This window comes from Pedobacter segetis, assembly GCF_016623585.1.
Taxonomy (GTDB): domain Bacteria; phylum Bacteroidota; class Bacteroidia; order Sphingobacteriales; family Sphingobacteriaceae; genus Pseudopedobacter; species Pseudopedobacter segetis.
The window spans coordinates 76,397-91,325 of sequence record NZ_JAEHFY010000010.1; the positions used below are offsets into that span (position 1 = coordinate 76,397).

General features: G+C 36.4%; 15 protein-coding genes and 1 tRNA gene. 8 read left to right on the forward strand and 8 right to left on the reverse strand.

The annotated features are described in order from the left end of the window. Nucleotides 1-29: 29 nt before the first annotated feature. Nucleotides 30-2,570, forward strand: coding sequence for an ATP-dependent Clp protease ATP-binding subunit (locus I5M32_RS08435; RefSeq protein ID WP_200585789.1), 2,541 nt, complete (start codon nt 30-32; stop codon nt 2,568-2,570). 146 nt (nt 2,571-2,716) lie between these two features. Beyond that, a complete protein-coding gene (locus tag I5M32_RS08440) occupies nt 2,717-3,109 on the forward strand; it encodes a hypothetical protein (protein ID WP_200585790.1) in 393 nt (130 codons plus the stop codon). A gap of 64 nt (nt 3,110-3,173) precedes the next feature. On the opposite strand, the gene I5M32_RS08445 is transcribed toward I5M32_RS08440, so the two are convergent. Further along, a complete protein-coding gene (locus I5M32_RS08445; RefSeq protein WP_200585791.1) occupies nt 3,174-5,441 on the reverse strand; it encodes an aconitate hydratase in 2,268 nt (755 codons plus the stop codon). 474 nt (nt 5,442-5,915) lie between these two features. Here I5M32_RS08445 and I5M32_RS08450 point away from each other — a divergent pair, with 474 nt between their 5' ends. The 5 genes from I5M32_RS08450 to fbp all read left to right on the forward strand — a co-directional run bounded on the left by I5M32_RS08450 (nt 5,916) and on the right by fbp (nt 10,539). After that, a complete protein-coding gene (locus I5M32_RS08450; protein WP_200585792.1) occupies nt 5,916-7,367 on the forward strand; it encodes a POT family MFS transporter in 1,452 nt (483 codons plus the stop codon). A gap of 95 nt (nt 7,368-7,462) precedes the next feature. Beyond that, nucleotides 7,463-8,200 carry a polyprenol monophosphomannose synthase gene (locus I5M32_RS08455; protein ID WP_200585793.1) on the forward strand — a complete coding sequence of 246 codons (738 nt, stop codon included), beginning with the start codon at nt 7,463-7,465 and terminating at the stop codon, nt 8,198-8,200. An 88-nt stretch (nt 8,201-8,288) separates the two neighbouring features. Further along, nucleotides 8,289-9,002 carry a tRNA1(Val) (adenine(37)-N6)-methyltransferase gene (locus tag I5M32_RS08460; protein ID WP_200585794.1) on the forward strand — a complete coding sequence of 238 codons (714 nt, stop codon included), beginning with the start codon at nt 8,289-8,291 and terminating at the stop codon, nt 9,000-9,002. After that, a complete protein-coding gene (locus tag I5M32_RS08465; RefSeq protein ID WP_200585795.1) occupies nt 9,002-9,496 on the forward strand; it encodes a metallophosphoesterase family protein in 495 nt (164 codons plus the stop codon). Before I5M32_RS08460 ends, I5M32_RS08465 begins: the two co-directional genes overlap by 1 nt. 29 nt (nt 9,497-9,525) lie before the next feature. After that, entirely contained in the window at nt 9,526-10,539 is a 1,014-nt protein-coding gene (fbp, locus tag I5M32_RS08470; RefSeq protein ID WP_200585796.1) for a class 1 fructose-bisphosphatase, read from the forward strand. Nucleotides 10,540-10,609: 70 nt separating this feature from the next. Here fbp and rnhA read toward each other — a convergent pair whose 3' ends face one another. Further along, nucleotides 10,610-11,080 (reverse strand): ribonuclease HI, encoded by a 471-nt coding sequence (gene rnhA / locus I5M32_RS08475; RefSeq protein WP_200585797.1) that lies wholly within the window; start codon nt 11,078-11,080, stop codon nt 10,610-10,612. Nucleotides 11,081-11,230: 150 nt separating this feature from the next. Here rnhA and I5M32_RS08480 point away from each other — a divergent pair. Then, a tRNA-His gene (locus I5M32_RS08480) sits at nt 11,231-11,304 on the forward strand. A gap of 60 nt (nt 11,305-11,364) precedes the next feature. Here I5M32_RS08480 and I5M32_RS08485 read toward each other — a convergent pair. The 6 genes from I5M32_RS08485 to I5M32_RS08510 all read right to left on the reverse strand — a co-directional run bounded on the left by I5M32_RS08485 (nt 11,365) and on the right by I5M32_RS08510 (nt 14,816). Further along, a complete protein-coding gene (locus I5M32_RS08485; RefSeq protein WP_200585798.1) occupies nt 11,365-11,841 on the reverse strand; it encodes a VOC family protein in 477 nt (158 codons plus the stop codon). A gap of 105 nt (nt 11,842-11,946) precedes the next feature. Further along, a complete protein-coding gene (locus tag I5M32_RS08490) occupies nt 11,947-12,393 on the reverse strand; it encodes an SRPBCC family protein (RefSeq protein WP_234461905.1) in 447 nt (148 codons plus the stop codon). Between the two features lie 76 nt (nt 12,394-12,469). Continuing rightward, nucleotides 12,470-13,363, reverse strand: a complete 894-nt coding sequence (locus I5M32_RS16930; protein ID WP_200585799.1) for a VOC family protein — start codon at nt 13,361-13,363, stop codon at nt 12,470-12,472. A 167-nt stretch (nt 13,364-13,530) separates the two neighbouring features. After that, nucleotides 13,531-13,767, reverse strand: a complete 237-nt coding sequence (locus I5M32_RS08500; RefSeq protein WP_200585800.1) for a hypothetical protein — start codon at nt 13,765-13,767, stop codon at nt 13,531-13,533. Between the two features lie 31 nt (nt 13,768-13,798). Then, nucleotides 13,799-14,233 (reverse strand): VOC family protein, encoded by a 435-nt coding sequence (locus tag I5M32_RS08505; protein ID WP_200585801.1) that lies wholly within the window; start codon nt 14,231-14,233, stop codon nt 13,799-13,801. A 13-nt stretch (nt 14,234-14,246) separates the two neighbouring features. Next, a complete protein-coding gene (locus I5M32_RS08510; RefSeq protein WP_200585802.1) occupies nt 14,247-14,816 on the reverse strand; it encodes a dihydrofolate reductase family protein in 570 nt (189 codons plus the stop codon). Nucleotides 14,817-14,929 lie beyond the last annotated feature (113 nt).

Consider the following 14,929-nt stretch of genomic DNA (forward strand, 5'->3'; position numbering starts at 1 on the left):
GTTCAACACTATATTAGAAAGGTTTTATTATGGAAGCAAAATTTTCACCGAGAGTTAAAGACGTGATTTCTTACAGCAGAGAAGAAGCTTTAAGGTTAGGTCATGATTATATCGGTACAGAACACTTATTGCTAGGATTGATACGTGAGGGAGACGGAATGGCTATAAAGATTTTAAAATCTTTAAGTGTTGATACTGCTAAACTACGTAGGGCAATTGAAGACGCGGTAAGGGGCAATTCTGGCACAACGGTTAACTTAGGGAATATCCCTTTAACCAAACAGGCAGAAAAAGTATTAAAGATCACTTACCTAGAAGCCAAAATTTTTAAAAGCGATGTAATTGGAACAGAACATTTATTACTTTCTGTTTTAAGGGAAGAAGATAATATTGCATCCCAAATTTTAGCCCAGTTTAATTTAAATTACGAGGTTTTTAAGGCCGAAGTAGAGAATAACAAAGACGGCTTTAGGGATGATATTAGAAATGCAGCTGCGGGAGAAGAAGATTTTAAAGATGACGATGCTTTTACTGCTCCTAAAAAAGTTTCTGATATTAAATCTAAAACGCCGGTTTTAGACAATTTCGGTCGTGATTTAACACGTATGGCCGAAGACGGAAAACTAGACCCGATAGTTGGGCGTGAGAAAGAGATAGAACGTGTTTCTCAAATTTTATCGAGAAGAAAAAAGAACAATCCAATTTTAATTGGGGAGCCGGGTGTTGGTAAATCTGCCATTGCAGAAGGTTTGGCCTTAAGGATTATCCAACGTAAAGTATCTAGGGTTTTGTTCAATAAAAGAGTGGTAACGCTAGATCTAGCCTCTTTAGTGGCAGGTACAAAATACCGTGGCCAGTTTGAAGAACGTATGAAAGCGGTAATGAACGAATTAGAAAAATCTCCAGACGTAATCTTATTTATTGATGAGATACACACCATTGTTGGTGCTGGCGGCGCTTCTGGCTCTTTAGACGCATCTAATATGTTTAAACCTGCCTTAGCAAGAGGAGAGATACAGTGCATTGGCGCAACAACTTTAGATGAATACCGTCAATACATAGAAAAAGATGGTGCCTTGGATCGTCGTTTCCAAAAGGTGATGATAGAACCTGCTACACCAACAGAAACTATTGAAATCTTAAACAGGATTAAAGATAAATACGAAGATCACCATGGCGTTACCTACACAGACGAAGCTATTAATGCTTGTGTAAGTTTAACTGCTAGGTATATCACTGATCGTTTTTTACCAGATAAAGCTATTGATGCTTTGGATGAAGCTGGTTCAAGGGTTCATTTAACCAATATCCATGTCCCAGAAAACATCATTGATATTGAACAAAAAATTGAACAAATTAAAATCGAGAAAAATAAGGTTGTAAAAAGCCAAAAATACGAAGAGGCAGCAAAATTACGGGATACCGAAAAAAATCTTTTAGAAGAATTAGAAAAGGCAAAAACAGAGTGGGAAGCCGATACTAAGAGTAAAAGATACGAGGTTACAGAAGATAATGTTGCCGAAGTAGTTTCTATGATGACTGGTATTCCTGTACAAAGGGTTGGGCAAACAGATAGTGCCAAACTCTTGAACATGAAAGAGAAAATCAATGAGAAAATTATTGGGCAAGATGATGCCATCAAAAAATTAACAAGGGCAATACAAAGAACAAGAGCCGGGTTAAAAGATCCTAAAAAACCAATCGGTTCATTTATTTTCTTAGGCCCAACAGGTGTGGGCAAAACCGAATTAGCAAAAGAGCTAGCCCGTTTCATGTTCGATTCTGATGACTCTTTGATCCAAATCGATATGAGCGAATACATGGAGAAATTTGCGGTTTCAAGATTGGTTGGAGCGCCCCCGGGATACGTTGGTTATGAAGAAGGCGGACAGTTAACAGAAAAAGTACGTAGAAAACCTTATTCGGTTATCCTTTTAGATGAAATCGAAAAAGCGCATCCAGATGTGTTCAATATTTTGTTACAAGTATTAGATGAAGGCCAGTTAACTGATTCTTTAGGAAGAAAGGTAGATTTTAGAAATACCATCGTTATCATGACTTCTAACATAGGTGCCCGCCAGTTAAAAGATTTTGGGCAAGGAGTTGGTTTTACCACCGCGGCAAAAGCAAACCAAGCAGATACGCACAGTAGAGCCGTAATTGAAGGTGCTTTGAAAAAAGCATTTGCCCCAGAGTTTTTGAACAGGGTTGATGATGTGATCGTATTTAACTCCTTAGCAAAAGAAGAAATATTTAAGATCATAGATATTGAATTAGAAGCTTTATTTGGTAGGGTACATACATTAGGTTATGATATTAAATTAACCAATGAAGCCAAAGAATACATTGCCGATAAAGGTTTTGACAGTGCTTTTGGGGCAAGGCCATTAAAAAGAGCCATCCAAAAATTCTTAGAGGATCCAATTGCAGAAGAAATACTGAAAGGAGATTTATCTGAAGGCGATGTAATGGAAGTTGGATTTGACAAAGAGAAAGAAGAGATTAAAATAGTTGGCAAAAGCAACAAGAAAAAGAAAAAGAAAGAAGAAGAGAAAGAGGGCGGAGAATAGTAAATTTAATTTTTAAAATACAAAGCGTCTGGATAATATCTGGGCGCTTTTTTTGTTTTAGACGCAACCAATGTGAAATTATAATCGTCTTTCATTTATTGGCATCATTATTAATGATCAAGGTTAACAATTAAAACAAAATCGATATGAAAAAGCTATTATTTTTATTCTTAGGTCTCTCCATAATTGGAATCACTTCTTGCAAAAAAGAATATGTAACCACTCCTAACCAAACCATTTATTATACCATTGATGCAAGTACTTGGGTAACAAATGATGGAGGTAAAACATATACCGCCAACCTCTCTTTTACAAACACAGATATTTATCAGAATACCTCAGATGGGGTGTTGGTTTATGTTTCTTTTGCAGATGGTGTTTATGAACCTGTACCACAAACTTATTTTGGTGTGTCTTATTCTTATGAAGTGAACAATCAAAGAGTACAATTGAGGATCCAAAGCTCTGATGGCTCATCAACCATTACTCCTCCAGGAACTATAAGTTCTAAAGTAGTTCTGATCCCATCACAACAATAAAAACAGATTTACAAATAAAAAAGCCCTTCTTGAAAATTGCGAGAAGGGCTTTTTACTTTTTATTTTAAGCAACTATATTTTTACGGATGATATTTAATGCGGCCCCTGCCTTAAACCATTCTATCTGTTGCGCATTGTAAGTATGGTTTACTTCAAAAGAATCCGTACCGCCATCCTTATGGTTCAATACGATCGTTAATGGTTTATTAGGGGTAAAATCAGTTAAACCAATAATATCTAAGGTATCATCCTCTAAAATTTTATCGTAATCCGAAGGATTAGCAAAAGTTAAGGCTAACATCCCTTGCTTTTTCAAGTTTGTTTCGTGGATACGGGCAAAAGACTTTACGATAACCGCTCTAACACCCAAGAAACGGGGCTCCATAGCTGCGTGTTCCCTAGAAGAACCTTCCCCATAATTTTCATCCCCAACAACAACAGAACCAATTCCGGCAGCTTTATAATCTCGTTGCGTTTGCGGAACTGGGCCGTATTCTCCTGTAAGCTGATTTTTTACTTTATCGGTTTCTTCATTAAAAAAGTTTACCGCACCAATAAGCATATTATTAGAAATATTGTCTAAATGTCCACGGAATTTTAACCAAGGCCCAGCCATAGAAATATGATCGGTTGTACATTTTCCTTTGGCTTTAATCAACAATTTTAAACCTTTCAAATCTGTACCCTCCCACTCTGGAAATGGCTCTAACAATTGCAAACGGTGTGAAGTAGGCGAAACAACAACCTTCACATTAGATCCATCTTCTGCGGGTGCTTGGTAGCCCGCATCTTCCACAGCGAAACCTTTTTCTGGCAATTCATCGCCAACTGGTGCATCTAATTTAATCTGCTCGCCCTTATCGTTTGTTAAGGTATCTGTTAAAGGGTTAAAATCTAAACGACCAGAAATCGCGATAGCAGCAACCATTTCTGGGGAGGCCACAAACGCACAAGTATTTGGGTTTCCATCCGCTCTTTTTGCAAAGTTTCTGTTAAAAGAATGAACTATTGTGTTCCTTTCTTGCTTTTCTGCTCCTACCCTGTCCCACATCCCAATACAAGGACCGCAAGCATTGGTAAATATGGTTGCGTTCAATTTTTCAAAAACACTCAATAAGCCATCTCTATCAGCCGTGTAACGCACTTGTTCTGATCCAGGGTTTATCCCGAAAGAGGATTTTGTACCCAAACCTTTATCAATTGCCTGTTGAGCAATGGATGCCGCCCTAGATAAATCCTCATAAGAAGAATTTGTACAAGAACCAATCAAGCCCCATTCTACTGTTAAAGGCCAATCGTGGTGCTTTGCCGCTTCTTTCATTTTAGAAACAGGAGTAGCCAGATCTGGGGTAAAAGGCCCGTTAAGATGAGGTTCTAAAGTTGATAAATCTATCTCAACAACTTGATCAAAGTATTTTTCTGGGTTAGCGTAAACCTCTGGGTCTGCGGTTAAATGTTCCTTAATTTTATTTGCAGCATCGGCAACATCATTTCTATCGGTAGAACGCAAGTAACGCTCCATAGATTCATCGTAACCGAAAGTAGAAGTAGTTGCGCCAATCTCTGCACCCATATTACAGATGGTTCCCTTTCCGGTACAAGACATAGAAGTTGCGCCTTCGCCAAAATATTCTACAATTGCCCCTGTACCTCCTTTTACGGTTAAAATACCGGCAACTTTTAAGATAACATCCTTGGGGGCTGTCCAGCCAGAAAGCTTTCCAGTTAATTTTACGCCAATTAGTTTAGGGAATTTAAGTTCCCAAGGCAAACCAGCCATCACATCACAGGCATCGGCACCACCAACACCAATGGCCAACATACCCAATCCGCCTGCGTTTACAGTATGCGAATCTGTACCGATCATCATCCCGCCGGGGAAAGCATAATTTTCTAAAACAACTTGATGGATAATACCTGCGCCTGGTTTCCAAAAACCGATACCGTATTTATTGGATACAGAGCCCAAAAAATCAAAAACTTCTTTACTTTCTGTATTTGCTTTTTCTAGATCTGTTTCTGCACCCACTTTCGCTTGTATCAAATGGTCGCAATGCGCTGTTGAAGGCACTGCAACTTTTGGGCGACCAGCTTGCATAAACTGCAAAAGCGCCATTTGAGCGGTGGCATCTTGCATTGCCACACGGTCTGGTGCAAAATCTACGTAATCTACACCTCTTTTATAAGCTTGGTTTGCTTCTTGGTCCCAGATATGGGCATAAAGGATTTTTTCTGTTAAAGTTAATGGTTTACCAACTGCTTTACGGGCAGCTTCTACCTTGCTACCAAAGCCAGCATAAACCTTTTTGATCATGTCTAAATCAAATGCCATTATTGTATTGATTTTATTTGTGTACGAAATTTTATGAGTTGCTAATTTAGTAAAAAATGATGTCTAGTAACCAATTTTAATGTAAAGTATTTTATTTGGGAGGGTTTTAATAGGAGATTATAAACCATTAAATATTTATGCTAGGGTATTAAGAGTATTGTTGGGTTTTCATTATCGCTTTAACGCAAAAAAGCTGATTATTTTAACCTAAACCTTAAACCTCATGATTTAACCGATTGCTAAATTTTAACCAATAATGATTATGGTTAAATACAGGTTTAAGAAAAACTGGCTTAAGGTATAATCTTTACGGTAAAACCATTTTTCTATCGGTTTAAAATTGTACGTTAGAATTTTTTACCGCTAATTCTCTGTAATTCTAAAAGTATTTCATCGCTATAAACCCATCTATTAAAAAAATTTATTTATACTTGAATTTAATCTAAAAATGTAAATCATAAAAGATTCTATAATATGAGTGAATTAGTAACCAATAAATTTCCAAAAAGTATTCCATTTATAATTGGGAATGAAGCCGCCGAACGCTTTAGTTTCTACGGAATGAGGTCGATCTTGGCAACTTTTTTAGTGGCACAATTTTTTAACCCAACGCTAAACCCAGCCTTGCAAACAATGGCAGAGGCCAAAGCCAATGAAAGCACCCATTTTTTTGTTTCTTTAGCTTATACGTTACCTTTTGTTGGTGCCATCATGGCCGATTGGTTTTTTGGGAAATATAAAGTTATATTGTATGTATCTATCATATATTGCATCGGTCATCTTTTTTTAGCGGTTTTTGATACCAACCTTCAATATTTTACTTATGGGCTTTTGTTAATTGCCATTGGCGCAGGCGGGATCAAATCTTGCGTTTCTGCTAACGTTGGCGATCAGTTCACAAGATCAAACCAGCATTTAATGTCAACAATCTATGGCTGGTTTTACTTTAGTATAAATGCGGGTTCTGTAATCTCTACTATTTTAATCCCTTGGGTATATAACAAATATGGTGCATCATGGGCCTTTGGTATTCCGGGCATATTAATGGCAATAGCAACGATCATATTTTTCTTGGGCCGTAAAATGTACATCAGAATACCACCTTCTGGAATCAAAAGAAACAATTTTATCTGGATTTCTTTTTATGCGCTTTTTCATTTAGGTAAAAAGAAAAAGGGTGAAAGCATCTTAGACATTGCTAAAGCTAAATTTGACGCCGAAAAAGTAGAAGGGATTAAAGCTGTTTACAGAGTAATGGCGGTATTTGCTTTCATTCCCATTTTTTGGGCCATGTGGGATCAAAATTTATCTGAATGGGTTTTACAGGCAACAAAATTGGATAGACATATTTTAGGGTTTGAGCTGTTACCAGAACAGGTACAAACCGTAAACCCGATATTTCTTCTATCAATGATACCTGTTTTTAACTATTTTATCTATCCTGCATTTGATAAGATGGGCTTTAAAACAACTCCACTAAGAAGGATTGGAGTGGGATTATTGTTAACCGCCCTATCATTTGTGGTAATCGCATTAATTCAACAAAATATAGATGCGGGCGGCCATCCTTCTGTTTGGTGGCAAATATTCGCTTATTTCATATTGTCTGCAGCAGAGGTTTTAGTCTCTATAACCGGCTTAGAATATGCTTATACCCAAGCTCCAAAATCTATGAAAAGTACCATGTCTGCAATATGGTTGTTAACAGTTGCCGTGGGCAACATTTTTACCGCATTGGTAAATTCAAGCATATCATCTGGCGGCTTCTTTTCACAACTGGAAGGCGCATTATATTTCTGGTTCTTTGTTGGGCTTATGATGGCGTTCTTTATTCTTTACTTATTTGTTTCCCCAAGATTAAAAGAGAGAGCTTATATTATAGAGGCTGATGAAGCAGAGGTGTTGGCAGAAACAAATAACTTATAAATAATGGAGCCTAATTAATCCAACACTAAAATTTTCAAGAGTTTTTATGTTAATTTGTTCATCAAAATCACAACTCTTAAACCTATAATTTAATAGTGCCCGATAGCTTAGTCATTATCCCAACGTACAACGAGAAAGAAAACATCGAAAAGATACTTCGTAAAGTTTTCTCTCTGCCTCATTTATTCCACGTTTTAATCATTGATGATGGCTCGCCCGATGGAACTGCCCAAATAGTGAAAAAATTGCAAGGGGAATATAATGGGCATTTATTTATAGAAGAGCGCAAGGGAAAATTAGGGTTGGGTACAGCTTATATACATGGCTTTAAATGGGCTTTAACCCATAATTATGAATATATTTTTGAGATGGATGCAGATTTCTCTCATAACCCTGAAGACCTGATAAAATTAAGGGATGCTTGCCAAAACGGAGCTGATGTTGCCATTGGATCTAGGTATATAAAAGGTGTTAATGTGGTAAATTGGCCAATGGGAAGGGTTTTAATGTCTTATTTTGCCTCGGTTTATGTGAGATTTATTACCGGAATCAACATACAAGACGCTACCGCAGGCTTTAAGTGCTACAAAAAGAGGGTTTTAGAAACCATCAAATTTGATAAGATCAAATTTGTGGGTTATGCTTTCCAGATCGAGATGAAATTTACCGCCATAAAACATGGTTTTAATGTGGTAGAGGTGCCCATAATCTTTACAGATCGTACCGAAGGGGTATCTAAAATGAGTACTCGTATTTTTAGGGAAGCTTTTTTAGGCGTAATACAGCTAAAAACCAGCAGTTGGTTTAGAAAGTACGAGCAAGTAGAAAAATAGCTTAAAATTCTTTAAAAGATTTAGCGTTTTGATTTTAAGGTTGACAAATAACCCAGATTGTAGTAACATCTTAAAATCATAAATCTTTATGTCTTTATTCCATTTTAAACAATTTGTGATAGACCAAGAAAATTGCCCAATGAAAATTAATACCGATGGGGTTTTGTTGGGAGCTTCCGTTGGCTTAAAAAATGTTAGAAAGGTTTTGGATATTGGTACGGGAACAGGGGTAATTGCGTTGATGTTGGCACAGCGTTCTCATGAAATTTTTGTTGATGCAATTGATATTGACCATTTTGCCTTTGAAAAAGCAAGTTTGAATTTTAATAATTCTCTGTTTCACGAGCAATTAAAAGCTCATCACCATGGCTTTATAGCTTTTTTTGAATTAAACCCGCAAAAAAAATATGATCTAATAGTCTCAAACCCGCCTTATTTTTTAAATGCCCTAAAATCTCCCAAATTAGCAAACAACATTTCTAAACACACCAATGAGCAGTTTTTTATCGATTTAATATCAAAAACAAAGAATCATCTAAACCCATACGGTAATTTAACCTTGATCGTACCAGTTGATATTTCTTTGATGCTGCAGAATTTAGCTCCTTCTTTTGGGCTAAAACCAGTAAAATGCGTAAAGATAAAATCATACCCCGATAAAGCGCACATAAGGCACATCATCAGTTTTTCAAATACCAATAATAGGGAATTAAAGTTTGAGGATTTTTGCATTTATGCCTCACCGGGGGTTTATTCGTTACAATATCAAGCTTTGCTTAAAAACTTTTTTAAAATATTTTGATGATAAAAATAGGCCTGATATCCGATACCCACAGCTATTTAGACGATGCTGTTTTTAAATATTTTGATGATAGGGACGAAATTTGGCATGCTGGAGATTTTGGGAATATAGCGCTTGCGGATAAGTTAGCGGCATTTAAACCTTTAAAGGGAGTATATGGAAATATTGATGGGAAAGATGTGAGAGAGGTATATCCAGAAAATTTGAGGTTCAATTGCGAAAACGTTGATGTTTGGATTACACATATTGGTGGTTACCCAGATAGATATGCCCCAAAAGTAAAATCAGAAATTTACACTAAGCCCCCACAACTATTTATATCTGGGCATTCGCATATATTGAAGGTTATTTACGATAAGAAAATACAATGCTTGCATATAAACCCCGGTGCTGCCGGAAAACAAGGCTGGCATAAAAAAAGAACTTTGATAAGATTTTGTATTTCTGAAAATAAAATCCATACTTTAGAGGCCATAGAACTAGCTGATAGATAGCGTAATAATTACACTAAGTAAAATAAAAATTGAAAACATTAGGACAATTTATTATTGAAAAACAGGCCGACTTCCCTTACGCAAAAGGAGAATTATCAAGACTTTTAAGAGACATTGGTATCGCCGCAAAAATTGTAAACAGAGAAATAAACAAGGCAGGCCTTACGGATAAATTAGGTGAAGTAGGAGAAATAAATGTACAAGGCGAGGCACAAAAAATAATGGATGTTTACGCAAATGAACAGTTTATATCTGCCTTAAGTTCTGGTGGAGAGTGTTGTTTGGTAGCCTCGGAAGAGAATGAGGAAATTGTTCTTTTAAATAAGTTGGTCTCTAAAAACGCAAAATATGCGGTGGCAATAGACCCTTTAGATGGATCATCAAATATTGATGTAAACGTTGCCGTTGGTACAACTTTTTCTATTTACAGAAGAAAATCTAAAGACGGCCCGGGGCAATTAGAAGATATTTTACAAAAAGGTACCGAACAAGTTGCGGCAGGCTATATCATTTACGGTTCTTCTACCATGCTGGTTTACACTACCGGTAAAGGCGTAAATGGCTTTACTTTAGACCCATCTATCGGAGAGTTTTGCCTGTCTCACCCAAATATCAAGATGCCCGAAACCGGGTATATTTATAGCATGAACGAAGGTAACTACGTCCATTTCCCAGAAGGGGTAAAAAAATACATCAAATATTGCCAAGTAGAAGATGATGCAACTTCACGCCCTTATACTTCTAGGTACATTGGTTCTATGGTTGCAGATTTACATCGTAACTTAATTAAGGGCGGCATTTACATTTATCCTACTACCGCAAGCGCACCAAATGGCAAGCTCAGGTTAGTTTACGAGTGTAACCCATTAGCTTTTATAATAGAGCAAGCTGGCGGCAGGGCTACAAATGGTTATGATAGAATTTTAGACATTGAAGTAACGGAAATCCATCAAAGAGAATCCATTTTCATCGGTTCTACCAAAATGGTATTAAAAGCAGAAGAATTTATGGCAGAATATTCTCCAAAAGAAGTTTTGGCATAAGGCAATATGCAAAAGGTATAAAGTAAAAAAAGCAATATCTAGGGCATTAAATTTTTGGTTTAAAAATGGTTTAAAGTAGTTTCTGGATTTTATTTTCCGCTTCAAAAACACTATCGATCTTTAAATCTTTTCCTTTAGATGCGATGACCGCAAGCTCATCGCACCTTTCGTTTTCTAAATGGCCGGCGTGGCCTTTTACCCAAATAAACTTTATTTGATGTTTTTTATGAGATTGCAAATACCTTAACCAAAGATCTTTGTTCTTTTTACCTGTAAAACCTTTCTTTACCCAGCCAAAAACCCATTTTTTTTCTACAGAATCTATAACATATTTAGAGTCGGAATAAATGGCGACTTCTTGGTTAGGTTTCTTAATACACTCTAAAGCCACACAAACCGCCAACAATTCCATCCGGTTATTAGTAGTGAGCCTAAAACCTTCTGATATTTCTTTATAATAATTCCCAGATTTCAAGATCGCACCATAGCCTCCTGGGCCTGGGTTACCACTAGCTGCACCATCTGTATAAATAGAGATCATTCACGAATATAGAGATTTACTTATTTTAAGCAGCTATATAATTTTATATCACAATAAATCAACCCGATAGGCTAAAAACGCTCAAAAAGAAATCAAAAAATTTGAATAGTATAATTAATAGATTATTTTTGCAATCCACTAAAACAAATGGCGGTCGTAGCTCAGTTGGTTAGAGCACTGGTTTGTGGTGCCGGGGGTCGTGGGTTCGAGCCCCATCGTCCGCCCTATCAAAAGAGGCTATCTTAACAAATAGCCTCTTTTTAATTAAACCGCTTTCTTTTAATTTAATCAATAGGTTCCCATAGTTCGATTTTGTTCCCCTCTGTATCAAGTATATGCACAAACTTACCATAATCGAATGTTTCTATACTATCAACAAAGGTAACGCCTTCCTTTTTTAATTGCTCTACTAGCGTTTCTAAGTTTTCGACCCGATAATTTATCATAAAATCTTTATCGGAGGGTTCAAAATATTTTGTTGTCTCGGCAAAAGGTGTCCATTGGGTTTGTGCTTTGGTGGTGCTATCTGGCCTTTCATACCACTCAAAAGTTGCTCCATAAGGGTTGGTATCTAAACCAAGGTGCTTTTGATACCACTCTGTTACTTTTTTTGGGTCTTTACATTTAAAAAAGATGCCTCCAATTCCTGTTACTCTTTTCATTTCATTTTTGTTATTAGCTGTTGTTGAAATTGCCCTAAATGCGAAACCAATAAAAAAGCTTATCGCAGTTATTAAAGTTACAAAAATTGTCTTCTTCATAGTTTATAGCATTATTATGAGGATTTATGTTTTCTAAACTAAACTTTTGTCGGTTATCGGCCTAATGCAGATTTATCAATCGCCTAACGGCAAAAGATATTTATGTTACGCGTCTGGTATTAGGGGTTCTACCAGTTTTTTTAGTTTTTCCAAAGATTCTTGCCAACCCAAATAGCACATTTCTGTTGGTATTGCATCAGGTATTCCCTCTTGCACAATATGAAGCTCTGTTCCGCACATCACTTTTCTAAGTTGTACGGTAGTGATCATCTCACCGGGTAAATTAGGGTCATCAAAACGATCGGTATATTTGATGAGTTCGTTGGTTTTGATCTCTAAGAATTCTCCCCAAAAAGAATGGGAATTACCCATAGAGAAATTGAGGAAAGACATCTTATAGCTTCCCCCTACCTCAAACTCCATCTGGTGTACTTTACAGATAAACCCATAAGGCGGAAGCCATGAAGCATAGGCATCTGGGTTAGAAAAAGCCCGGAATACTTTTTCGGGAGAGGCGGTTAGCACTCGGTGCAAGGTTACTTTATTGCTCATGATGATTAAAATAAAAATGTTTATTTTGATTATTAAAGTTCAAGAATTATTTCTGCACTATTTTAAATATTTAGATCTATTGCATATATTCTTTGATCACTATTTTTTTCTGCCTGCCCATTACCTGCCCTGCATTGGGTTTGCTCATCAATGCTCCCAAATTTTCTGGAATGATCTGCCAACGCAATCCAAATTTATCCATACACCATCCGCACATAGATTCTTTGCCTTCACGTGTAAAATAATCCCAATATTTGTCTATTTCTGCTTGGTCTTTACAATGGATCATTACTGCAAAGGTGTCATTAAATTTATGATGCTCAACAGCGGTAGTCATCCATAAATAATCGTTCCCAAAAAGTTTGATATTGCACATTTCGGCATAACCACTAGGTGTTTCGCCCAAAGGCATCGGTTGGTTTGCCATAAAGTTATTCTCAAATATTTTAGAGTAATAATCCGTAACGTGTTCCATTTTTCCGTTTTGAGTGTGAAACCAAAGTGCTGGAGTTATTTTGCTTTTTTTTGTTTCATTTTCTCTGTTTTTATCTGGGTTAAACTCTACGATCCACTCGATACCATATTTGTCCCTAAACATCCCAGCGTATGTTCCCCAAGGGCTTTCATCCATATTGCCCTCCACATTTCCACCAGCAGATAATCCTTTAAAAATTTTATCTGCATCTTCACGGCTTTCTGTACTGACTGAAATTTTAGACCGATTTTCGTTCTCGTTTGTTGGTCCCATAATCTCTGGGACATCATTGCCCATTAATGTGTTGTTATTACCTATTGGCAAAGCAATGTGCATGATTTTATTGGCTTCTTTTTTGGCTATCGAAAAATCAGTGCCTGCTAAATCTTTAAAACGGATAATCTTAGTGAATTCTCCACCAAAAACTGATTTATAGAAAGTAAATGCCTCTTCGGCATTACCGTTAAAATTAATCCAAGGGTTTACTATTCTCATGATTTTTGGGTTTTTATTTGATGGTTTTTATGTGCTTTTATTTGGTTTTCTGTACCCTCGGTTAAGAAAAAATTTAGTTGAAAATGCTTTTTAATAAAACATTCCACTTTTAAAGAACCTCAATTTCTTTTATCTAAGGTTGGTTATTGATGATAAAACATTCACATTTATTGGGTATATTCTACAATATCCGGAAGTATTTGAGCGATAAAGCCATGGCTGTTGAGTATATCAACAATTTGTGAGGCATCAATAGTTTTGGTATATGATTCTATCCTAAGAATGTTATCGCAATCTTCCAAGTCAAAATTGATTTCATAAGCTGGAAAACTTTTGTTTAACTGATATAATAGAAAATTTGCTTGCACATGATCTTTAACATTTGTTTTAAATACTTCAACCATAGTTTAAAATTTAGGGTTTACCACTTATTGCTTACTTCGGCAAATCGTAATTAATCATCCAATTGATGCCGAATTTATCCGTCCACATCCCAAAATAAGCATTCCAAAAAGTAACCTCCAAAGGCATGGTAACATTTCCTCCGGCCGATAGGGCAGCAAATAATTTGTCGGCTTCCTCTTTAGAGTTTACACCAACCGAAATGGAGAAATTGTTGCCTGTAATTAAATCAGGGCTCATGCCTGGCATATTATCGCTCCCCATCAAAATTGTTTCTTCACTTATGGGCAGGCTCACATGCATAATCCTGTTTTTTAAATCCTCAGAGAGCGGAGACGTTCCATCTTGGGGAGGCATTTCGCCAAACCGGTTTATGCCGCTAAATTCTTTGCCAAAAGCAGATTTGTAAAAATTGAAAGCTGCCTCGCAATTGCCATCAAAAATTAAATAGGTGTTTACAGTTGCCATGATTTTGTTGTTTTTATGATTCAATTATATAATTAAGTTCAGTTACACCACAAGTAAATTGTTTGGTAGTTAATAGTTTTAATGTTGTTTTGTGTTTGAGGTCTTCAAACAATGGAATACCTTGTCCAAGAATAATGGGGTTCACAAATAACCAGTAACCGTCAATTAAGTTGTGTTGCATCAATGAATGCGTAGCTGACGGGCTACCGAAAAGCAGCATCTCTTTACCCGACTGTTGTTTTAATTCATTTATTCTTTCAGAAAGGTTATCGCTAATAATTTGTGTGTTATTCAAAACCGCACCTTTCATTGTTTTTGATAAAACAACTTTTTGAGCTTTATTGTACCATTTTGAATGTTCCATATCGTGTTTACTTGCACTTGGTTTATCTGCTGCGGTGGGCCAGTAGTTTTCCATCATCTGATAAGTAACCCTTCCGTAAAGGGCAGTATCGCTTTTGCCAATTCGCATTGCTACGTGGTCAAAAATTTCTTCATTAACCTTAATCCAGTTCATCTCTCCCTTTGGCCCGGCTACAAAACCGTCTAACGATATGTGCATAAATGAAATTATTTTTCCCATATATTCTATATTTTTAAAAGGTGGGTTTTTAAATCCCTAATTTGTTTTTTAATAATTTCAATAGGTTAGATTTTTATCTATGTCCTCATTTAATTGGTTTAAGCAATTCGGCA